The 21,074-nt window shown below is 41.8% G+C and carries 18 protein-coding genes; 14 read left to right on the forward strand and 4 right to left on the reverse strand.

The window, feature by feature from the left end; translation table 11 throughout:
- Nucleotides 1-4: 4 nt before the first annotated feature.
- Entirely contained in the window at nucleotides 5-1,210 is a 1,206-nt protein-coding gene (locus tag ACSSS3_RS14055) for a Pycsar system effector family protein (protein ID WP_228228307.1), read from the reverse strand.
- A gap of 59 nt (nucleotides 1,211-1,269) precedes the next feature.
- Here ACSSS3_RS14055 and ACSSS3_RS14060 point away from each other — a divergent pair, with 59 nt between their 5' ends.
- Nucleotides 1,270-4,980, forward strand: a complete 3,711-nt coding sequence (locus ACSSS3_RS14060) for a metallophosphoesterase (RefSeq protein ID WP_442845167.1) — start codon at nucleotides 1,270-1,272, stop codon at nucleotides 4,978-4,980.
- 15 nt (nucleotides 4,981-4,995) lie between these two features.
- Nucleotides 4,996-6,561: a bifunctional GNAT family N-acetyltransferase/carbon-nitrogen hydrolase family protein gene (locus ACSSS3_RS14065; RefSeq protein ID WP_228228305.1), complete on the forward strand. Its 1,566-nt coding sequence runs from the start codon at nucleotides 4,996-4,998 to the stop codon at nucleotides 6,559-6,561.
- On the opposite strand, the gene ACSSS3_RS14070 is transcribed toward ACSSS3_RS14065, so the two are convergent.
- The 3 genes from ACSSS3_RS14070 to ACSSS3_RS14080 all read right to left on the reverse strand — a co-directional run bounded on the left by ACSSS3_RS14070 (nucleotide 6,562) and on the right by ACSSS3_RS14080 (nucleotide 9,354).
- Nucleotides 6,562-7,701, reverse strand: coding sequence for a pentapeptide repeat-containing protein (locus tag ACSSS3_RS14070; protein ID WP_442845168.1), 1,140 nt, complete (start codon nucleotides 7,699-7,701; stop codon nucleotides 6,562-6,564). It abuts the gene before it with no gap.
- A gap of 192 nt (nucleotides 7,702-7,893) precedes the next feature.
- Nucleotides 7,894-8,838: a mechanosensitive ion channel family protein gene (locus tag ACSSS3_RS14075; protein WP_442845169.1), complete on the reverse strand. Its 945-nt coding sequence runs from the start codon at nucleotides 8,836-8,838 to the stop codon at nucleotides 7,894-7,896.
- Between the two features lie 27 nt (nucleotides 8,839-8,865).
- Entirely contained in the window at nucleotides 8,866-9,354 is a 489-nt protein-coding gene (locus ACSSS3_RS14080; protein ID WP_228228302.1) for a Dps family protein, read from the reverse strand.
- A 190-nt stretch (nucleotides 9,355-9,544) separates the two neighbouring features.
- On the opposite strand from ACSSS3_RS14080, the gene ACSSS3_RS14085 reads away from it, so the two are divergent.
- The 12 genes from ACSSS3_RS14085 to ACSSS3_RS14140 all read left to right on the forward strand — a co-directional run bounded on the left by ACSSS3_RS14085 (nucleotide 9,545) and on the right by ACSSS3_RS14140 (nucleotide 21,060).
- Nucleotides 9,545-10,543 (forward strand): SDR family oxidoreductase, encoded by a 999-nt coding sequence (locus tag ACSSS3_RS14085; RefSeq protein WP_442845170.1) that lies wholly within the window; start codon nucleotides 9,545-9,547, stop codon nucleotides 10,541-10,543.
- 10 nt (nucleotides 10,544-10,553) lie between these two features.
- Nucleotides 10,554-11,825: a nucleotide sugar dehydrogenase gene (locus ACSSS3_RS14090; RefSeq protein ID WP_442845171.1), complete on the forward strand. Its 1,272-nt coding sequence runs from the start codon at nucleotides 10,554-10,556 to the stop codon at nucleotides 11,823-11,825.
- On the forward strand, nucleotides 11,812-12,939 hold the full coding sequence (wecB, locus tag ACSSS3_RS14095) for a non-hydrolyzing UDP-N-acetylglucosamine 2-epimerase (RefSeq protein ID WP_442845172.1): 1,128 nt from the start codon (nucleotides 11,812-11,814) through the stop codon (nucleotides 12,937-12,939). The genes ACSSS3_RS14090 and wecB overlap by 14 nt, the downstream gene beginning before the upstream one ends.
- The gene (gene rfbB, locus ACSSS3_RS14100; protein ID WP_442845173.1) at nucleotides 12,936-13,982 is read left to right on the forward strand and encodes a dTDP-glucose 4,6-dehydratase; all 1,047 of its coding nucleotides are present in this window, start codon (nucleotides 12,936-12,938) and stop codon (nucleotides 13,980-13,982) included. Before wecB ends, rfbB begins: the two co-directional genes overlap by 4 nt.
- Nucleotides 13,983-13,992: 10 nt before the next feature.
- Nucleotides 13,993-14,853, forward strand: a complete 861-nt coding sequence (rfbA, locus tag ACSSS3_RS14105) for a glucose-1-phosphate thymidylyltransferase RfbA (protein ID WP_442845174.1) — start codon at nucleotides 13,993-13,995, stop codon at nucleotides 14,851-14,853.
- Complete coding sequence (rfbC, locus tag ACSSS3_RS14110; RefSeq protein WP_442845175.1) at nucleotides 14,850-15,404, forward strand: dTDP-4-dehydrorhamnose 3,5-epimerase; 555 nt, start codon at nucleotides 14,850-14,852, stop codon at nucleotides 15,402-15,404. Before rfbA ends, rfbC begins: the two co-directional genes overlap by 4 nt.
- The gene (gene rfbD / locus ACSSS3_RS14115) at nucleotides 15,397-16,248 is read left to right on the forward strand and encodes a dTDP-4-dehydrorhamnose reductase (RefSeq protein ID WP_442845176.1); all 852 of its coding nucleotides are present in this window, start codon (nucleotides 15,397-15,399) and stop codon (nucleotides 16,246-16,248) included. The genes rfbC and rfbD overlap by 8 nt, the downstream gene beginning before the upstream one ends.
- Before the next feature lie 52 nt (nucleotides 16,249-16,300).
- On the forward strand, nucleotides 16,301-16,918 hold the full coding sequence (gene recR, locus ACSSS3_RS14120) for a recombination mediator RecR (protein ID WP_228228294.1): 618 nt from the start codon (nucleotides 16,301-16,303) through the stop codon (nucleotides 16,916-16,918).
- A gap of 3 nt (nucleotides 16,919-16,921) precedes the next feature.
- Nucleotides 16,922-18,028, forward strand: a complete 1,107-nt coding sequence (locus ACSSS3_RS14125) for a glycosyltransferase family 2 protein (protein WP_442845177.1) — start codon at nucleotides 16,922-16,924, stop codon at nucleotides 18,026-18,028.
- An 88-nt stretch (nucleotides 18,029-18,116) separates the two neighbouring features.
- Nucleotides 18,117-19,472, forward strand: a complete 1,356-nt coding sequence (locus ACSSS3_RS14130; protein ID WP_442845178.1) for a dihydrolipoamide acetyltransferase family protein — start codon at nucleotides 18,117-18,119, stop codon at nucleotides 19,470-19,472.
- Nucleotides 19,473-19,671: 199 nt separating this feature from the next.
- Nucleotides 19,672-20,448 (forward strand): 3'-5' exonuclease, encoded by a 777-nt coding sequence (locus ACSSS3_RS14135; RefSeq protein WP_228228291.1) that lies wholly within the window; start codon nucleotides 19,672-19,674, stop codon nucleotides 20,446-20,448.
- Nucleotides 20,449-21,060: a fumarylacetoacetate hydrolase family protein gene (locus tag ACSSS3_RS14140; protein ID WP_442845179.1), complete on the forward strand. Its 612-nt coding sequence runs from the start codon at nucleotides 20,449-20,451 to the stop codon at nucleotides 21,058-21,060.
- The last annotated feature ends 14 nt before the right edge of the window (nucleotides 21,061-21,074 follow it).

Genomic DNA, 21,074 nt, shown 5'->3' on the forward strand with positions numbered 1-21,074 from the left:
GATCTTACATTATCGAGAAGGCAGTAATAAAACTGATTACCGAAACGATAATACCGACCATAAATACGGTATAGGTGCGCCTTAGCAGCATATACTTTTTATTTAGAACCACACCCAGCAGATATAAATCTTTGGTAAGCGCTTCATAGATATAGTCTTTATCGTAGATAATCTCATTGATTGCCCATTGATACTGGTCATATTTCATTTTGTGGAAGTTTCCAAAAAACAAAATATTTACCTGCTTCTTCTTGACCTGCTCACGGGTAAATTCGCCGGAGGTGACATTGGGCCGCGTAGAAAGTATAGACATAATTATAGAGGCTACGCTAAAAAGCACCAAAATCAGCGTGGGTACAAGCAGGTGACGGTTACTGGGCGCATCTAGCTTGGGGATCATATTAGACAAAGCCAGAGAGATAATGATCGCATTTACCGAAAGCAGGATGTTTGCTTTGGTATCTGCGATATCGCTCAGTTTGATATGGTTTCGCAATGTGGTACGATACAGGGTTTGAACCCCGCGATCCGGACTTTCATCTTTGTATTTAGCCTTTAGTTTGGCTTTGATCTCTTCTTTCTTGTATTTTTTCTTTTTCTTTTTTTCTTTTTTCAGCAGGGAAATCAGATTTTCATCTTTTTGAGATTTCCAGTTACGGGCGGCATAATCGGTATAGAATCGATGTTTATTGGTAAACATATCGATGTTTTCTTCCCTCCACTGGGTAGGAGAGAAGTCTGCACTTCCGGTAAGCAGTAATTCCTGACGTAAAAACTCACTGGTTTGCTTGTAGTAGTCTTTGGCAAAATGCGAATTGTCTGCATCTTTAAGAATGCGCTCCATTTCATTTTTAGGTTCAACTCCCATTTTGGTAGAAGCGATAAGATCGATGACCATTTGCTGAATTTCAGGATCGGTTCCTTCTTGTTTCATATAGTCTTTAGCAATCTTTATACTGGCATCTTCATGAGCCTCTCTGGTAACTGTATAACCCGTGTCATGCATCCATGCGGCCAGCACCAGCGCCTCTTTCTGTTTAACATTAATTTCAGAGTTATCGGCGATTTCTTTAGTACTTTTAACCACTCTGACCGTATGATCATAGTTATGATACAGATAACTATTTGGAAGTTTTTCCTTAAAAAGTTCGAGTACAAATTGATCTGCTTTCGAGATAGAGTTTGATTCTTTTTCTGCAGTTTCAGCCATGTGAATATTGATTTAACAAGTTACGAAAAGTACAAAAAAGAATTTCGAATAGAATTTTCATGACAAAAAATAACATACTTCTAACACTTGGCAGCCTCTTGCTTTTAACGGCTTGCGCCACCTACACTAACCGCTATCGCAATGGGGTTGAGCAAGGTGACTATCCCGAAGATAAGGAGATTGAACGCAGCTTCTATCTTATAGGAGATGCCGGGAATGCCGCAATGGGTGGAAGTACAGAAGGTTTGTTGCTTTTCAAAAAACTCCTCGATCAGAATAATGATCCTAATTCGTTTGCGATTTTTTTAGGGGACAATATCTACCCGGTGGGAATGCCTCCCGAAAACACACCGGAACGCGCTCTGGCAGAGCATCGCATAGACGCCCAGATAGCAGCAATTAAAGAATATAAAGGCACCCCTATAATCATACCCGGTAATCATGACTGGTATAATGACGGACTCAACGGACTCAACCGGGAAGAAGAGTATATTAAAAAAATTACCGGGGAAGATGATATTTTTTTACCGCGTGACGGTTGTCCACTGGTGAGCTATGACGTGAATGACGAGGTTCACCTGATTTTGCTAGACACGCAATGGTATCTTGAAGACTGGAACAAAAACCCCAAAATCAACGATAAGTGCGATAACATTAAAGATCGGGAGAAGTTTTTTATCGAGTTTCAAAATGAACTCAAAAAGAATCAGCAGAAAACAGTGATAATAGCGATGCATCATCCTATGTACACTAATGGTGTACACGGAGGTAAATTTGCTTTAGATAAACACCTGTATCCTTCTCAGCAAAAGCTACCCTTACCCATACTGGCCTCTCTAGTCACGCAGGTACGTACTCAGGGTGGAGTTTCAAAACAGGATCGATTCAACGAAAAGTATAATGAATTGATGAAGCGACTGCGTATTCTGGCGAAGGACGTAAAAAAATCGATATTCGTTTCGGGTCACGAGCACGGTTTACAGTACATAGAACACGAGGAGGTAAGGCAAATTGTTTCAGGCTCAGGCTCTAAATCTTCGTATGCCTTTTTAGGTAATGACGGCCTGTTTAGCAGCGACTATGAAGGCTTTGCCCGGCTTGATATTTTTACAGACGGTTCTTCCTGGGTTAGGTATTACGGCACCAATCAGGAGACCGGAGAACCGGAGCTCTTTTTTCAAAAGCAGGTTTATTCCCCAGATAAATTAGTAGACTATTCAAATCTCAATCTTGATTATCAGCCTACCGTTCAGGCTTCGGTGTATACTGTTGAAGAAACACAGCGTTCAGATCTTTTTGAGAATGTTTGGGGAGAGCAGTACCGCGATGTTTATGGCAAAAAAGTAACCGTTCCGGTGGCTATTTTAGATACATTATACGGAGGGCTTAAGGTGATTAGACCCGGTGGAGGTAACCAAACCAAGTCCCTCAGACTTGAAGATAAAGACGGAAAAGAATACAATCTAAGGTCCTTGCGAAAAAGCGGTGTGCAGTTTTTACAGAATACGGTTCTCAAGCAAAACGAAGACATGGAGGAAGATCTTGAAAACAGTCTTCCGCAAAGCCTCATTCAGGATTTTTATACATCGGCACATCCTTATGGTGCTTTCGCAATTCCTACCTTGAGTGAAGCCGCAGGTGTTTTAAGCACACATCCCCAATTGTTCTATGTACCCAGACAGCCTGCTTTAGGTATTTATAATGAAAATTACGGCGATGAACTTTACATGATCGTCGAGCGGCCGGCTAAAGAATATGATGGAGCGTTATTCAATTATCCTGATGATATAGAGAGCACTGATGATATACTGAATAAATTGCGCAGTGATGAAGAAAATAGTGTCGATGAAACCGCTTACATCCGTGCCCGAATGTTTGATATGCTGGTTGGAGACTGGGATCGTGACAATGATCAATGGCGCTGGGCAGAGTACAAAAATCAGAACGGTAAGGATGTATTTGTACCCATACCCCGGGATCGGGATCAGGTTTTTACCAACTTTGATGGAACCATTTTAAATATTGCCCAGACCCTTTTTGGTGCAGCAAGACAATTTCAGGCTTATGATAAAAACCTTAAGGACATTAAATGGTTTAACAAAGAAGGAATAAAATTAGACCGAGCACTGGCACAGCGTTCGGGACGTGAAGTTTGGCTCAATGAGGCACGTCATATTCAGAAACAAATAACCGATTCGATTATAGAAGAGGCCTTTAATCAATTACCTCCAGAGGTGCGAGTTGGAAAGTCTATAGCAAACATAAAAGAGAATCTCAAAGGGCGTAGGGACAATATTTTAGAAATAGCACAGACGTACTATGAGTACCTGGCAGAGTTGCAAATGGTAACCGGGACCGATAAAGATGACTACTTTGAAATTACACGAAGCGATAATGAGACTACAGTTAAAGCCTGGCGTATTAAAGACGGTAAAAAAGCCGATGTTTTAATCAACCGTACCTATTACTCAGATGAGACCAATCAATTATGGATTTACGGTCTGGACGACGATGATGTATTTGAAGTAAACGGAACAGGTGATAACCCCATTTTTATTCGGATTATCGGAGGGCAGAACAATGATATTTACCGGGTCTACAACGGTCGGGAAATTAAAATTTACGACCACGAAAGTCTCCCAAATACGATTGAGGCCAGAGGAGGAGCTAATTTTAGACTTACCGATGTTTACGATTACAATACCTATGATTATCAAAAAGACATTCTGCGTTACAACACCATAACTCCGGCTATTGGATATAATCCGGATAACGGTCTTACTTTGGGTTTGAGTGATGTTTATACCGTAAACGGTTTTAAACAAAATCCTTTTAGTCAACAGCACCGCTTTAAAGCCAATTATTTTTTTGCCACCCACGGCTTTGACTTCAGTTATGAAGGGGAATTCGCGGGGATATTAAATGACTGGAATCTGGTTTTAAAAGGAAGATTTACAACGCCTAATTTTACTCAGAACTTCTTTGGCTTCGGAAATGAAAGTATAAATCCCGACGACCGGCAGGGTTATGACTTTAACCGCGTGCGAATGAGCATAACAGAGGTTTCCGGAGGTTTATTGCGCAATTCAGACTATGGTAGTACCTTTTCAGCAAATGCACTATTACAAAGCATTAAACTGCAGGAAAATGCCCTGCGCTTTATTGAGCGTGCCTCCATTACCGAACTCGACGAAGCTCAGTTTTTTGCAACCTTAGATGCAACCTATGAGTACCACAGTAAAGACAATACCCTCGTACCCAGCAGAGGTATGGATTTTGTTTTAAACGGTGGTTTTACAAACAACCTGAGTAATACCGGAAGACGGTTTTTTTACCTCAATCCCAGTCTGGGTTTTTACAATGCATTAAGTGCCAATCGTAAGCTTGTGTTGAAAACCACGGCCCGTGCGCAGTTCAGGTTTGGAGACAATTACGAGTTTTATCAGGGAGCGCGACTGGGCGAAGATAACGGCTTACGCGGATATCGTTTTGACCGCTTTATCGGAGATGAGGCATTTTCCACATCGGCAGATTTGCGTTATGGTTTTGATACCTTTAAAACCGGTTTGCTGCCCTTGCAAATAGGTATATTTGCAGGCTATGATGTAGGTCGCGTCTGGTTTGATGGCGACGTCAATTCAGAAAAATGGCATGATTCGTACGGCCTGGGCTTCTGGGTAAATAGTGCCGATGCTTTAAGCGGAACCTTCAATCTTTTTAAAGGGTCTGAAGGTTACCGGGTTTCTTTTGGCTTCGGCTTTAATTTTTAAATTTTTAAACATTTTATGAAAGACGTAGAAAACGTAGATAATATTGATAAACGCGAGCGCGTAGATACCATTAATCTGGAGTATTTAGATATCAAGGATTTTGAGGAACTCAAAGAAATCATGATAGCCGTTTATCCCGCGATCCCAGATCCGTATTGGGAGAAAAAGCACCTTAAAAAACTGATGACGGTTTTCCCCGAAGGACAGGTTGTTGTTAAGGTAAACGGAGAGATTGCTGGTTGTGCATTGTCTATTATTGTAGACTACGATAAGTTTTCAGATAAGCATACGTATATGCAAATAACGGGTAATGAAAGTTTCAGCACCCACACGCCCAAAGGTAATGTCCTGTACGGAATAGATATTTTTATCTCGCATAAATACCGCGGTATGCGTATAGGTCGCAGACTTTACGATTACCGCAAGGAGCTTTGTGAAAACCTGAATTTAGAACGTATCGTTTTTGGTGGTCGTTTGCCAAATTACCATCAGTATGCAAAAGAATTAACGCCGAAACAATACATTGAGAAAGTACGGACTCGTGAAATTAACGATCCGGTCCTTGATTTTCAGTTGAGCAACGATTTTCACGTAAAACGAATTATTACCAATTATCTGGAAGGGGATAAGCAGTCTAAGGAATACGCTGCGCTCCTGGAATGGGACAACATTTATTATCAAAAGCCCGAGAAGAAGCCTAACAGCGTTAAAACTGTTGTGCGTCTTGGTCTGGTACAATGGCAAATGCGTACCTATAAAAACTTTGAAGAACTCATTGAGCAGGCCGAATACTTTATAGATACCATTTCGGGATACCGCTCTGATTTCGCCTTGTTTCCTGAGTTTTTTAATGCGCCTTTGATGGCGGCGTACAACCATCTTTCTGAGCCTGATGCGATACGCGAACTTGCAAAATATACCGAACGCATACGCGACCGGTTTTCAGAACTATCGGTGAGCTACAACATCAACATCATCACGGGTAGTATGCCGTATATAGAAGATGGAAAGCTCTACAACGTAGGGTTCTTATGTAAACGCGACGGTACTATCGAAAAGTTTTACAAGCTTCACGTAACCCCTGATGAAGCCAAGGCATGGGGGATGAGCGGTGGCGAAAAACTCAAAACCTTTAATACCGATTGTGGTAAAATAGGTATTCTTATATGCTATGATGTCGAGTTTCCGGAGTTAAGCAGGTTGCTGGCCGATGAAGGTATGGATATCCTCTTTGTTCCTTTCCTTACCGATACCCAAAACGGCTATAGCCGCGTAAGGCATTGTGCTCAGGCCCGTGCAATTGAAAACGAATGTTATGTCGCCATAGCGGGAAGCGTGGGCAATATCCCAAAAGTACATAATATGGATATGCAATTTGCACAAAGTATGGTGCTTACACCCTGTGACTTCCAATTCCCTACCAATGGGGTTAAGGCGGAAGCTACACCGAATGCCGAAATGATTCTGGTTGCAGACGTGGATATCGACCTGCTTAAAGAGCTTAATCAGTTTGGTAGCGTACACAACCTTATAGATCGAAGAAAAGATTTATTTCAGCTTAAGTGGAAGCGTAAAAACTAATCAGGATTTAGGCAGCAGCTGATAGTGGTCTTCGTCAATTTCAACCACTTCATAGGTTTGAAATAACCAGGCACTCTGATCTTTGTTGAGTTGTAAAGAAGCGTCCTGTTCAAAGGCTTTTTGAACACGGACGTTTTTTAAAACAGCTTCTTTGATTTTAGTCTTTACCAGACTGGTGTTGCGCAAATCAGACCCGGTAAGATTGGTTTTGCTTAGATCAGCCCGGTCTAAAATGGCGTTTTGAAGTTTTGCGTTTTCCAAATCTGCCTCGCCCAGGCCTGTATAGCTCAGGTTTGTTTGTTGCAGGCGCGCGTTGCTTAAATCGGCTTTTTTAAAATCGGTTCCGGTGAAGTTAGAATTTCTGAGGTCTGCGTACGATAAATTGATTTCGAGCAAATCTGCGCCTTTAAGCGTAAGATCGCGCAACTCGGCATACGTAAAATCGAGACGGTTCATCAGTTTACCATTAGTTCGGCTGCGGGAGGTTGCGTTGAGGTTTATCCCGGTTTCCAGAAGCGAAACCAGCAGATAACCGCGCTCAGGACTTATTACCTGCTCGATGAGGCTGTCGTTTTCCAGGTATTTGTAAGGCTTCAGCATTTTACTTAGTGAAATAAGCCGACCCGCAGTCGCATCATTTATGGTGTTTTGTGGATTTAAACGTACATCATCACTTATTTCTTTCAGCATATTATCCATGAGCAAAAGCGTTTGTCCGCGACGTTCGGCTTCCTGTAAATAGGTTTGCTGATCGAGGCGGTTGTTTTGCTGTTTAAACATTTCACTTTGCCCCGTAATCAGTTTGTTTTGCTGCGAAAGGTAATAAGTTTGAAAAATAAGCAGGATTGAAGGCAGAATGGCTGTAATCACCAGCAAAAAGCCTACGCGTGTAAGGCGAATAATAATAGCACTGAGTAAATCAGACAAGGTTTCTCTCGAAACGAGCTGCTGTTCTGAAAGTTCTTCAAGAAAGCGTTCGATGCTTTTTTTAAGCTTTGCTCCCAGAATAAAGCCGGAAGATTGCTTTAAAAAAGTCCAACCCAGTTTACGGCGTTTCTGTTTAGAATGCTGTTGCTTATCGAGTTTGGCTTTTAGTTTTTGATTTTCGGCCTGCAGCCGTGCAAATTCTTCGGGACTCATAAAATTTTACTAGTTGTGTAAATGTAGTAAAACGAAATTCAAGCCGTCTTGTTATAAAAACTGAAAATTAATCGGGAGTATGTTCGCTAAATTAAATGACATACGCATAAAACAACAACGCCCGAAGTAATTGTGATACTTCGGGCGTTGCTTATTTAAAATTAAATTCTATTTACATATCCGTATAGCTGTTTAAGATACAGCCTCACCGCCACCTGAGTTGGCAATGGTAATGGTCTCAGAACGGAATTTATTTTTACCAAAATCAAGTGTGCGTATTGGGAACGGAATGTTGATGTCATTTGCATCAAAGGCCTTCTTGATCTCGATAATTGCTAAATCCTGAGCGGCAAGCATATCTTTCCGTTTGGTAACGGGAGCCCAGAAACGCGCAACAAAATTGATTGAACTGTCGCCAAAACTTTCGTAGAAAAATTCAATTTCTTCAGATCCCTGTTGTTCAAATTTAGCACTCAAGGTTTCTATAGTGAGTTTTTTTACGGCTTCCAGATCGCTTTCATAGCCTACACCGCAATTGACAAAAACACGGCTTCGTGCTGTTTGTGACCAGTTTTTGAAAGGAGAATCTACAATACTCGAGTTGGGCACAATCACATAGTTATTATCAGATTGTCTGAGTGTGACGTTACGCAGCGTAATATCTTCAACAAATCCTGAATAATCATTGGTCTCTACCCAGTCTCCAAGTTGTAATCTCGGCATAAAGCTTAGGATTACCCCGCTAAAGGTATTGTTAAGAGTTCCCTGTAAAGCCAGACCAATGGCCAAACCTACCACACCGGCTCCGGCAAGTACCGAGGTCAATACTTTGTCTAAATCCATAATGCCTAAAGCAACAAAAAATCCTATCAGTACGGTAATGGCAAAGGCCGTTTTGCCTGCCATCACACGAATGGAATCCTGTTTTACGCCACGCATAAGGATTTGACGCACAAATTTGGATACGTATTTTGCCAGAAACCAAAAAATGGCGAATACCAGAATGGCTATAACAAAATTGGGGAGTTTGAGGATTAGACTTTCGCCCCAGCCGTGTAATTTTTCGATTAGCTTATCAAAGTCAAAAAAATTCCAATCTGAATTTTCCTGAGCTTCAGTCTGTAAAGTTGATAACATAAAAATTTAGGGTTGGTTAGTGTTTTATTATTTCTGGCGATTTTCGGTCTTGTTCATCCGCCAGGTATCCAGCATCCAACTCGTTTTTTCGAGCTCTCTGATATAGGCTCCCAAAAGATCAATGGTACCCTCATCGTTGCCTTTATCTGCCTCGTCAACCACTTTGCGCATTTGAATTAGGATTTTACCGTGATCATCGAGGAGGATATTAACCATATCGATGTCGTTGGTATCACTAGGTGATTCTTTAATATTTGAAAGTTCCAGATATCGGGTAAGATGGCTTTCGGGTTGATGACGCAGGGTAAGTATGCGTTCGGCTAGTTCATCTATTTTGATGAGGGCGTCATTATACATTTCTTCAAACTTCGCGTGCAGGTCAAAAAAGTTTTCGCCTACTATATTCCAGTGAAAATTGCGGAGTTTTTGATAGTAAATATGATAATCTGCCAGTAAGATGTTTAATTGAGTGACTGTATTTTGTGTTTTGTCACGATCTAAATTGAGGTAATTCATAGTGTGTAATTTCTTTATCTTTTTTCTTAAAATTACTAATGTTTTCCTCCTATTGGCAGATTATACGGGCGTTTAGTATAAGTTTAACTTGTGAAAATGATATTTTCCCAAGTTTAAATCAAATTTGTTAACGAAATATTAATTTAATTCAATAATCTTGATTTAAATTAGATTAAAAATACAAACCCCTATGCATACGTCAACTCTCCCTAGTGTTGCCGGTACACGTATTTTAGTTACCGGTGGAGCCGGTTTTATCGGTTCGCATTTGATACACAAGTTTCTTGATCTCGGGGCTTTTGTGAGGTGCCTCGATAACTTTTCAACCGGAAAGCCTCAAAACCTTCTCCCATTTAGGGAGCACAGGAACTTTGAGTTTATGGAGGGTGATATCCGCGATTTTGATGTTTGTAAAAAGGCTGTTTTGGGTTGTAATGCCGTATCGCATCAGGCTGCTTTGGGATCTGTGCCTAGAAGTTTAGCAGATCCTGTTAGCTCAAATGCCGTTAATGTTTCGGGCTTTTTAAACATGGTTGAGGCTAGTCGATTAGAAGGCATTACTCACTTTGTTTACGCTGCGAGTTCGGCTACCTATGGAGATGCCAAAGCCCTTCCCAAAATAGAAAGTGAGATTGGAGAGCCGCTTTCGCCTTACGCTGCGACAAAGCTCTTTAATGAGATTTATGCCCGTGTATACTTCAAAAATTATGCATTCAGCAGTATTGGTTTGCGATACTTTAATGTTTTCGGTCCAAGACAGGATCCCGAAGGTGCCTATGCGGCAGTGATACCAAAATTCATTGCGAGTTTAATGAATGGCGAGTCTCCTGTAATAAATGGTGACGGTTCTTTTTCCCGAGATTATACCTATATAGAGAATGTGGTTCAGGCTAATTTATTAGCTTTGACCGCCACCGAAAGTCATGTTTTAAATGAGATTTACAACATTGCTTACGGCGAGCAAACCACTCTTGTAGAATTGGTGCGGGAAATTAAAGAACGATTGCTTAATTACGATCAAAGCGTTAAAGATGTCGATCCTGTTTTTGGTCCTCAGCGAAAAGGTGATGTACCGCATTCGCTCGCATCGATAACCAAAGCGCGCAATCTTTTAGGCTATGAACCCGCCTATGACCTTAAAGCGGGGCTTACAGAAACTGTGGAGTGGTACTTTAAGAATTTGAACTAAAAGACAATTCATGAAAATTGGGGTAATTGGCCTGGGATATGTAGGTCTTCCGCTGGCGCGTCTCTTTGCAACACGTTATGATGTGGTGGGCTTTGACCTGAAGAAACAGCGTGTTTCAGAACTGCAGAAGGGCATAGATCATACCGGAGAGGTAGAGGCCCCGCAGCTTCAGGAAGTTTTAAAATCTGCCAATAGCACCTCTAACGGACTCTACTGCACTGCCGAACCTTCAGAACTCAAAGAGGTTAGCGTATTTATTGTCACGGTTCCTACCCCAATAGATAAGAATAATAACCCCGATTTAACTCCGTTGATCAAAGCCAGTGAACTTGTAGCTCAATATTTAAAACGGGGAGATCTGGTGATTTATGAGTCTACGGTTTATCCCGGTGTTACCGAAGAAATCTGTGTTCCCATTCTTGAAAGGGATTCAGGCTTAGAATTTAATATTGACTTTTTTGCAGGTTATTCACCCGAACGTATCAATCCCGGCGATAAAACCCATACCGTAGATAAAATACGCAAAGTAACCGCCGGCTCCACGCCTGAGATTGCAGTACGAGTTGATGAACTTTACGCTTCGGTAATCAGCGCGGGTACCTTTAAAGCCGCCTCGATCAAGGTAGCCGAAGCTGCAAAGGTGATTGAAAATTCACAACGCGATATTAATATTGCTTTTGTAAACGAATTGGCGAAAATTTTCAATCTTTTAGAAATAGATACACAGCAGGTGCTTGAAGCCGCGGGTACAAAATGGAATTTTCTACCCTTTAAGCCAGGTTTAGTCGGTGGGCATTGCATAGGGGTAGACCCCTATTATTTGGCACAGAAAGCAAAACAGGTAGGATATCACCCCGAAATCATACTTGCCGGAAGACGCCTCAATGACAGTATGGGCACTTATATCGCCGCTCAGGTTGTAAAGTTGATGGCACAGCGGGATATCAGGCTCAAGGATAGCAAGATTCTGGTATTGGGAATCACTTTTAAAGAAAATTGTCCAGACGTGCGAAATACGCGGGTTATAGATATAATACGGGATTTGGAAGAATATGGTGCGCAGGTTTCGGTCTACGATCCGCAGGCTGATGCGAGGCTCGTCCAGGAAGAATATGGTTATACCTTGTTACCCAAGTTATCAGGTAACAAGTTTTCGGCCATTGTGCTCGCAGTGAGTCATACCGAATTTGCAGATTTAAATCTTGACGATTTGAAAGCCGAAAATGCAGTTGTTTACGATGTAAAGGGCTTTTATAAAGAAGGAGTAGATGGCAGATTATAAGGAGCGGAAAAGAATACTTTTTGTCTTTGGTACGCGTCCCGAAGCCATAAAACTCGCTCCGGTCATAAAAGCACTTCAAAATGATGCATTCTTTGATGTAAAAGTTTGCCTCACCGCCCAGCATCGCGAAATGCTCGATCAGGTTCTTGATTTTTTTAAGATTGAAGCCTGGTACGATTTAGATCTGATGCGTAAAAATCAGGATTTGTTTGATTTGACTGCCCGCATTTTAACTGCTTTAAAACAACCCCTTGCAGAGTTTAAACCCGATCTGGTCTGTGTGCACGGGGATACTACAACAACAATGGCCGCAAGTCTGGCTGCTTTTTATGCGGGCTGTAAAGTAGCACATATTGAGGCCGGCTTACGCACATTTAATAAACAATCCCCGTTTCCTGAAGAATTAAACCGTCAGATCACGGGTCGTATAGCAGATTTTCATTTTGCACCAACGGCTACTGCTTCAGCTAACCTTAAGGCCGAAGGAATAGCCGGGGAACATATTTTTGTAACCGGTAATACCGTAATAGACGCCCTGCAACTCACCGTTAATAAGGTAGCGGCACTACAACCGAATTTTGCTAGGGGTATTCCATTTCAGAATAAGAAAATCATTTTAATCACCGGCCATCGCAGGGAGAATTTTGGCGATGGTATGCAGCGTGTTTGTGAAGCCTTACGAGATCTGGCCCTTGCGAGACCCGATATACATCTCGTTTATCCGGTGCATTTAAATCCGAATGTTAAAAACACGGTTTTTGACGTTTTGGGGAACGTGCGTAATTGCTCGTTGATAGACCCCTTACAGTATCCTGATTTTGTCTGGTTAATGAACCGTTCCTATCTTATCGTAACTGATAGCGGTGGAGTTCAGGAAGAGGCTCCCGCACTGGGTAAACCTGTTCTGGTGACCCGAGACACAACAGAGCGTCCCGAAGCAGTAGGTGCAGGTACAGTATCTTTAATTGGTACAAATCCTGAGAAATTGAGACAGGGTATCCTAACTTTGCTTGATGATAAACAACACTACGAAACGATGAGCAAGGCTCACAACCCCTACGGTGACGGTAAGGCCTCGCAGCGTATTGTACAGGTTTTAAAAGATAGGTTATGAATATTTTAATCACTGGAGGAGCCGGTTTTATAGGATCTCACGTGGTGCGTTTGTTTGTGAATAACCGGCCTGAAGATCGTATTTTTAATTTGGACGCTTTGACCTATGCAGGTAACCTCGAAAATCTTAAAGACCTCGAGAATGCGTCTAATTATCAATTTTTAAAGGCTGACATTACCCAGGCAGAAACCCTGGATGCACTTTTTAGAGAATATGAATTTGAGCGGGTTATTCATCTGGCTGCTGAATCGCACGTAGATCGCTCTATTAAAGACCCCTTGGCTTTTGTAAAGACCAATGTTCTGGGGACTGTAAATCTTTTAAATGCCTGCTTAAAGTATTGGGAAACTCCATACAGCGACAATCTGTTTTATCACATCAGTACCGATGAGGTTTATGGTTCTTTGGGCGAAAGCGGATTGTTTACCGAAACCACGGCTTATGATCCCAATTCTCCGTATTCGGCATCCAAGGCAAGTTCAGATCATTTTGTTAGAGCCTATGGCGAAACCTACCGGATTCCATATATCATAAGCAATTGCAGTAATAACTACGGGCCTAATCAGTTCCCTGAAAAACTCATTCCTCTTTTTATAAACAATTGTATCGAGAATAAAGAGCTTCCGGTATACGGCGATGGTAATTACACCAGAGACTGGTTGTATGTGCTTGATCATGCCCTTGCGATAGGACTGCTTTTTGAATCCGGTAAAACAGGAGAGACCTATAACATTGGAGGTTTTAACGAGTGGAAGAATATCGACTTGGTGAAATTGCTGTGTGGGATTATGGATGAAAAGCTCAACAGACCCGAAGGTTCTTCAGCCAAGCTAATCACCTATGTAAAAGACCGCCCCGGTCACGATAAGCGCTATGCCATTGATGCTTCAAAAATAAATCAGGATTTGGGTTGGAAACCTTCGGTTACCTTTGAAGAAGGCTTGCGTTTGACTGTAGATTGGTATCTTGCAAACCCTGATTGGCTCAAAGGGGTAACAACAGGAATGTATCAGGATTATTATAATGATCATTACACACAATAATTAAAGTTTTATGAAAGGTATTATCTTGGCAGGAGGTTCGGGAAGCCGTTTGTATCCCCTCACAGTTGCGGTAAGTAAGCAATTGCTTCCGGTTTATGATAAACCTATGATTTACTACCCGCTCTCGACCTTGATGCTGGCCGGAATACGGGAAATTTTAATAATTACCACTCCTCAGGATCAGAACTCATTTAAAAATCTTTTGGGTGATGGTAAGGCCCTGGGTTGCTCTTTTACCTACGAGGTACAGCCCGAGCCTAATGGTCTGGCAGAAGCATTTATTATCGGAGCAGATTTTATTGGTAAGGATACTGTAGCCCTGATTTTGGGGGACAACATCTTTTATGGAAACGGCCTAAGTAAAATGCTTCAACAGCAAACCGATTTAAAAGGTGGATCTATTTTTGCATATCCTGTAAAAGATCCCAATCGTTACGGAGTGGTTGAATTTGATGAAAGCGGAAAGGTTCTTTCAATTGAAGAAAAGCCTCAGAACCCAAAATCAAAATACGCCATACCCGGCTTGTATTTTTTTGATAACCGGGCCGTTGATTTTGCAAAAGACGTTAAACCTTCCGCCAGAGGCGAAAAGGAAATTACCAGCATCCAAAACAGATATTTAGAATTGGAAGAACTGCAGGTTGCGGTTATGAGCAGGGGAATGACGTGGTTTGACACCGGTACTATTGACTCGCTCAATGAGGCAACCGATTTTGTACGTGCCATTGAGCATCGCCAGCAATATAAAATAGGATGCATTGAAGAAGTCGCCCTGCTGATGAACTTTATAACTCCTGAAAATATAGACCAAATTGCAACTCAATATGGCAAATCAAGTTATGGGACTTACCTTAAATCTTTAATTCAATGAAAGTTATAGAAACAGGATTCAAGGATTTATGGGTTATAGAGCCCAAGGTTTTTGGGGATTCCAGAGGTTATTTCTTTGAAGCATTCAATGCGATGGAGTTTAAAAGGAACACGGAACTGGCACCTGAATTTGTTCAACAAAATCAATCTAAATCGGGTAAAAATGTGCTACGCGGTATGCATTTACAAGTAGGGAGTGCTGCGCAGGCCAAATTAGTGCGCATCATTCAGGGCAGTGTTCTTGACGTAGTGGTAGATCTTAGAAAGGAAGAACCAACTTTCGGTCAATACTACGCTATAGAACTCAATGCTGAAAATCAGAAATCCTTATTTGTTCCCAGGGGAATGGCTCATGGTTTTCTAACGCTTAAAGACGAAACCATTTTTACCTACAGTTGCGATAATTATTACAATCCCAAAGCAGAACTTACCCTGCGCTATGATGATCCTGAAATCTTAATCGACTGGCCAACACAGAACGATTTAAAACTTTCAGTAAAAGATCAGGCAGGTCTTGATTTGGATAAGGTGTTAAAAAAAATGTATGGTTAGCAAACAACTGCGTGTGGTGGTAACAGGTGACGGTGGGCAATTGGCGCAGTGTATAAAACATCTCGATCCCAATTTTAATCACCTTTTTTATTATAAAGACCGAAAAGCGCTTGATATAACCGATGCCAATTCGGTTAAGACAGTCCTTGATGCCCTAAAACCCCACGTGATCATCAACGCGGCAGCTTATACACAGGTTGATCTCGCAGAGACCGAAACAGACGCCGCTTTCGCCGTTAACGAACGGGGAGTCGCAAATCTGGCAGCATATTGTTCGGAAAACCGGGTGAAACTCATTCATATCTCTACAGATTATGTTTTTGATGGAGCGTCTTCCAGACCCTATCTGGAAAGCGATGCTACAGCACCTCAGACGACTTACGGGAAATCAAAACGCGCAGGAGAACTGGCGATTTTGGATGCAGCCATCCCGGCATTTTGGATTATTCGCACCGCCTGGTTGTATAGTATTTACGGTAAGAATTTTTATAAAACCATACTCAATCTGGCACAATCCCGGGATGAATTAAGCGTGGTAAATGATCAGACGGGAGTGCCCACACAGGCATTAGACCTGGCTCATTTTATACTGAAACATATACCACAGCTTAATCCGCAAAATTCGGGGATATATCATTTTGTGAATTCGGGTCAGGCCAGCTGGTTTGATTTTGCACAGGCGATTGTTGCCCAAAACGGACTCAAAACAAAGGTGATCGCAGTGAGCAGCGCACAGTATCCTACATTAGCCCGTCGCCCAAAATTTAGTGTTCTCGACAATTCAAAACTCCAGAAAACCTTTAACTATTCAATCAGGGACTGGAGCACAGCTTTGCCCGGCTAAGCTTGTTTCCGGGTAAGGTTTAAGAGCTTAAAATCTTTAGTACCTTTGAAGCATGGATTTTTCATCAAAATTATTGGAGCAGGCTGTTTACGAGATGTCTCAACTCCCGGGTATAGGCAAACGTACTGCCTTAAGACTGGTATTGCATTTACTGCGTCAAAATGAGAATCAAACGCTTCAGCTTGCCGAAGCACTCACCAGGCTACGCACCGACATTAAATTTTGTAAAAACTGCCATAATATTTCAGATGTAGCCCTTTGCGAGATTTGTGCAAACCCCAATCGCGATGCTTCAATAGTTTGTGTGGTTGAGGATGTGCGCGATGTTATGGCGATAGAAAACACCAGTCAGTATCGCGGTCATTATCACGTTTTGGGCGGAAAAATATCGCCATTAGATGGGATAGGGCCTCAGGATTTGACGATTCAGTCTCTCAAAGAAAAAGTAAAGTCGGGCGGTGTGGAAGAAGTGATTTTTGCGCTGAGTTCCACCATGGAAGGTGATACGACCAATTTTTATATTTACCGGCAGCTTGAAGAATTTGGTATTAAAACTTCAACCATCGCTCGCGGTATTGCGGTAGGTGATGAGCTGGAATATGCAGATGAGGTGACTCTGGGCCGAAGCATTTTGCACCGTATTCCTTTTGAAAATTCGCTTAAAAACTAAATTATGCTGCTTTCGGTGATTATTGTGAGCTATAAGGTACCGCAGTATCTGCAGCTTTGTCTCGAAAGCCTTACCCGTTCCCTGAAAAATATAGATTCTGAAATTATTGTAGTCGACAACGCCTCTGAAGATGCGACAATCCCACTTGTAAAAACTGCTTTTCCACAGGTTAAATTGCTCGTAAACTCAGAAAATAAGGGTTTTTCTAAAGCCAATAATCAGGGTGTGGCAGTTGCAAAGGGCAAATACCTGTGCATTCTAAACCCGGATACGATGGTCCCCGAAACCTGTTTTCAGGATGTTTTGGCATTCGCCGAAAATAAAGACGATCTGGGAGCTGTTGGGGTTAGGTTGATTGATGGTACCGGCAATTTCCTTCCCGAGAGTAAGCGCAATCTGACTACGCCTAAGGTGAGCATCCAAAAGTTGTTGGGCAATAGTAACTCCTATTATGCTACAAATCTGGATGAAACAGAAACCGGAAAGGTGGCTATTCTCGTTGGTGCTTTTATGTTTTTAAAACGACAGCTTTATCAGGAGGTAGGCGGTTTTGATGAGCGTTTTTTTATGTATGGAGAAGACATTGACCTGAGCTATGCCATAACCCAAAAGGGTTACAGTAATTATTATCTGGGAAAAGTAACAGTATTGCATTTTAAGGGAGAGAGCACGGTAAAAGACAGGCAGTATGCTCTTCGTTTTTATGGAGCTATGCGTCTTTTTGCCCGCAAGCATTTTCACAAAAGCGATCTTTTTGATCGTTTGCTGGGTTTTGCGATTAAGCTCATCAGTCAGACCTATGCAGCGCAGGAAATCAAAAAGCCCATAAATCTGGGTTTTGAGCGGCGTTATTGGGTAAGTGATACGCCTAATTTAAACGATCAGCCAGATGACATACTTAGGCTTAACTGGGACGGACTCAGAGTGGCTTACTCCGAAAAACCGCAGCATTCCCGTTTTATCTTTGACCTGGAAGGCAGTAGAACTGCAGACGTTATTACTGCTATGCAGCAGTTAAAAAACCGCCAAAATACATTTCGCATACGCCCTTCAAATTGTAATTTTAGCTGCGGTAGTGATTCTGCTCATCATAGGGGGCAGGTGCTTTAAGCGGTATGATTATTTATTTAGAAGTCATATCAACTTATTTTTATTAAATTCGCAAAATAATTCAACCAATAACTTTTCTATTAATAATATGGCAAAATTCGAACTTAAGTTACCAAAGATGGGAGAAAGTGTCGCCGAAGCTACCGTGACCAACTGGCTCAAAGAGGTAGGCGATACCATTGAACTTGATGAACCCGTTGTAGAGATTGCCACAGATAAGGTAGACAGCGAGGTGCCGAGTGAAGTTTCGGGTACTTTGGTAGAAAAGTTCTATGAGGCTGATGATGTAGTAAAAGTGGGGGAAACTTTGGCAATCATTGAGATTGCCGGTGATAATGCACCCGCTGAAAGCAGTTCTGAGCCTGAGTCTCAAGAACCTGTTGCAGATGTCGATCAGCCGGAAGAGGAAGAAACAGCATCAGCAGAAGCAGAAGATGCAGCGGCTATGCTTGATCAGGCAAAAGAGACTACTTCGGCAGCCGCAATTTCCAATACAGGAGAGCGTTTTTATTCTCCTTTGGTAAAAAATATAGCCCAGCAGGAAGGTATTTCTCAGGAAGAACTGGATACCGTTAACGGCACAGGCCTTGAAGGTCGGGTTACAAAAGACGATATTCTGGCTTACTTAGAAGAGCGTAAATCCGGTAAAAAACCGGAAACAAAACAAGCTGAACAGCCCAAAGCTGAATCTAAACCTGCGGCTCAGGCTCAGGCAACTCCTGTAAGTGTAAACGGTGGTGATGAGGTTATCGAGATGAGCCGAATGGGTAAAATGATCGCCAAGCATATGGTTGCTTCGGTACAGACTTCTGCCCACGTACAGTCTTTTATTGAAGTAGACGTTACGGCTATTGTAAACTGGAGGGAGCGTGTTAAAAATGATTTCCAGAAGCGGGAAGGAGAGAAGCTTACCTACACGCCTATTTTTATGGAAGCTGTGGCAAAAGCGATTCGTGATTTCCCAATGATTAATATTTCGGTTGATGGAGATCGTATCGTAAAACGCAAAAATATAAACTTGGGTATGGCTGCGGCATTGCCCGATGGAAATTTGATTGTTCCGGTAATACGCAATGCAGATCAGCTCAACCTGGTCGGAATGGCCAAAGCAGTAAATGACCTGGCAAATCGTGCGCGCAATGGTAAACTTAAGCCCGATGATACTCAGGGAGGAACCTATACAGTTACCAACGTGGGGACATTTGGTAGTGTGATGGGAACACCCATCATTAATCAGCCTCAGGTAGGAATACTGGCCTTAGGGGCCATACGTAAAGTTCCTGCGGTTATTGAAACTCCGGAAGGGGATTTTATAGGCATTCGCCAAAAAATGTTTTTATCGCACAGTTACGATCACCGTGTGGTTAATGGAGCTCTGGGTGGACAATTCGTTCAGCGCGTGGCACAATATCTCGAAGACTGGGATAGTGACCGTCAGGTATAGCTCGGTAAACCTTATACTTATAGAAAATGAATCAAATCCCTCCGGTTTATCCGCAGGGATTTTTTAGTATTTTGGAATAGATAATTGCCCTTTGAAATAGGGTTTAAAACCCTGTCACTATCAAAAAACAAAATCAAGAATCTCAAAAAACAGATGATTTGAATTTGGTAATTGTACTTTTGCATTTAAACGACAACCTATGAATTTAAATCTTACCAGACCCATTTGCTTTTTTGACCTGGAAACTACGGGAGTAAATGTGGCTAATGATCGTATTGTAGAAATTTCGGTACTTAAAGTTTTCCCTAACGGAAAGGAAGAGAAGCATACCTGGCTGGTAAATCCTACCATACCTATTCCGCCCGAAACTACTGCGGTTCACGGTATAAAAGATGAAGATGTTGCCGATAAACCTACTTTTAAAGAACTGGCCACAGAGATCAATAATCTCATTAAAGATTCTGATCTGGCAGGATTTAATTCAAATCGATTTGATATTCCGCTTTTAGCTGAAGAAATGCTTCGCGCTGAGGTAGATTTTGATATGAAAAACCGCAACGCTATTGATGTTCAGACCATTTTCCACAAAATGGAACAACGCACACTGAGCGCGGCCTATAAATTTTACTGCGATCAAAATCTCGATGACGCGCATAGTGCCGAGGCAGATACCATTGCGACCTATGAAGTTTTAAAAGCACAGCTTGATCGCTATGATGAGCTTGAAAACAATATGAAAACCCTTGCGGAATTCAGCGCTCGTAAAAAGTTTGCAGATTTTGCAGGCTTCATAGCCTACAATAAAGAAGGAGAAGAGGTTTTTAGCTTTGGTAAGCATAAGGGGAAAAAGGTGGAAGACGTGCTTGAAAACGAACCCGGTTATTTTGGGTGGATTCAAAACGCCGATTTTCCATTGTATACTAAAAAAGTGCTTACCGGAATCAAGTTGCGAAAATTGAATACAAAGCTGTCTTAGATGAAAATCATTTGCATTGGTCAGAACTACGCTGAGCATATAAAAGAGCTTAACAGCAAAGCTTCAGGCGAACCGCTTTTTTTCTTAAAGCCCGACTCGGCTGTTTTACTAAACAAACATCCTTTTGTAATACCCGAGTTTACTCAGGAAGTGCACTACGAGGTTGAGGTATTGATACGTATTAACCGTTTGGGTAAATATATTCAGCCTAAATTTGCTCATAAATATTTTGATCAGATTGGTCTGGGAATAGATTTTACAGCTCGGGATTTACAGCGCGAGTGCAAGGAAAAAGGCCATCCCTGGGAAAAGGCAAAGGCCTTTGACGGCTCGGCGGTAATAGGTGAATGGTTACCTAAAGAAAGTTTTAAAGATTTAAATGCAATTAATTTTCATTTGAAAAAAAATGATGAAATTGTACAACTAGGAAATACAAAAAATATGATTTTTGATATTCCAACCCTTATCGCTCACGTTTCGAAGTTTATGACTCTCAAAATAGGAGATGTCCTTTTTACGGGAACGCCCGCGGGAGTAGGACCGGTAAGTATTGGTGATAAGCTGAGTGGATATCTGGAAGACAAGGAGCTTTTTAGCGTCAACATAAAATAACCCAAATTTACACG

It is taken from the genome of Leeuwenhoekiella sp. H156 (assembly GCF_052218455.1).
Taxonomy (GTDB): Bacteria; Bacteroidota; Bacteroidia; order Flavobacteriales; family Flavobacteriaceae; genus Leeuwenhoekiella; species Leeuwenhoekiella parthenopeia.

Bases quoted from the DNA above. Each gene is read 5' to 3' on its own strand.
- ACSSS3_RS14055 (WP_228228307.1), bottom strand. From the start codon at position 1,210: ATGGCTGAAACTGCAGAAAAAGAATCAAACTCTATCTCGAAAGCAGAT.
- ACSSS3_RS14060 (WP_442845167.1), top strand. From the start codon at position 1,270: ATGACAAAAAATAACATACTTCTAACACTTGGCAGCCTCTTGCTTTTA.
- ACSSS3_RS14065 (WP_228228305.1), top strand. From the start codon at position 4,996: ATGAAAGACGTAGAAAACGTAGATAATATTGATAAACGCGAGCGCGTA.
- ACSSS3_RS14070 (WP_442845168.1), bottom strand. From the start codon at position 7,701: ATGAGTCCCGAAGAATTTGCACGGCTGCAGGCCGAAAATCAAAAACTA.
- ACSSS3_RS14075 (WP_442845169.1), bottom strand. From the start codon at position 8,838: ATGTTATCAACTTTACAGACTGAAGCTCAGGAAAATTCAGATTGGAAT.
- ACSSS3_RS14080 (WP_228228302.1), bottom strand. From the start codon at position 9,354: ATGAATTACCTCAATTTAGATCGTGACAAAACACAAAATACAGTCACT.
- ACSSS3_RS14085 (WP_442845170.1), top strand. From the start codon at position 9,545: ATGCATACGTCAACTCTCCCTAGTGTTGCCGGTACACGTATTTTAGTT.
- ACSSS3_RS14090 (WP_442845171.1), top strand. From the start codon at position 10,554: ATGAAAATTGGGGTAATTGGCCTGGGATATGTAGGTCTTCCGCTGGCG.
- wecB (WP_442845172.1), top strand. From the start codon at position 11,812: ATGGCAGATTATAAGGAGCGGAAAAGAATACTTTTTGTCTTTGGTACG.
- rfbB (WP_442845173.1), top strand. From the start codon at position 12,936: ATGAATATTTTAATCACTGGAGGAGCCGGTTTTATAGGATCTCACGTG.
- rfbA (WP_442845174.1), top strand. From the start codon at position 13,993: ATGAAAGGTATTATCTTGGCAGGAGGTTCGGGAAGCCGTTTGTATCCC.
- rfbC (WP_442845175.1), top strand. From the start codon at position 14,850: ATGAAAGTTATAGAAACAGGATTCAAGGATTTATGGGTTATAGAGCCC.
- rfbD (WP_442845176.1), top strand. From the start codon at position 15,397: ATGGTTAGCAAACAACTGCGTGTGGTGGTAACAGGTGACGGTGGGCAA.
- recR (WP_228228294.1), top strand. From the start codon at position 16,301: ATGGATTTTTCATCAAAATTATTGGAGCAGGCTGTTTACGAGATGTCT.
- ACSSS3_RS14125 (WP_442845177.1), top strand. From the start codon at position 16,922: ATGCTGCTTTCGGTGATTATTGTGAGCTATAAGGTACCGCAGTATCTG.
- ACSSS3_RS14130 (WP_442845178.1), top strand. From the start codon at position 18,117: ATGGCAAAATTCGAACTTAAGTTACCAAAGATGGGAGAAAGTGTCGCC.
- ACSSS3_RS14135 (WP_228228291.1), top strand. From the start codon at position 19,672: ATGAATTTAAATCTTACCAGACCCATTTGCTTTTTTGACCTGGAAACT.
- ACSSS3_RS14140 (WP_442845179.1), top strand. From the start codon at position 20,449: ATGAAAATCATTTGCATTGGTCAGAACTACGCTGAGCATATAAAAGAG.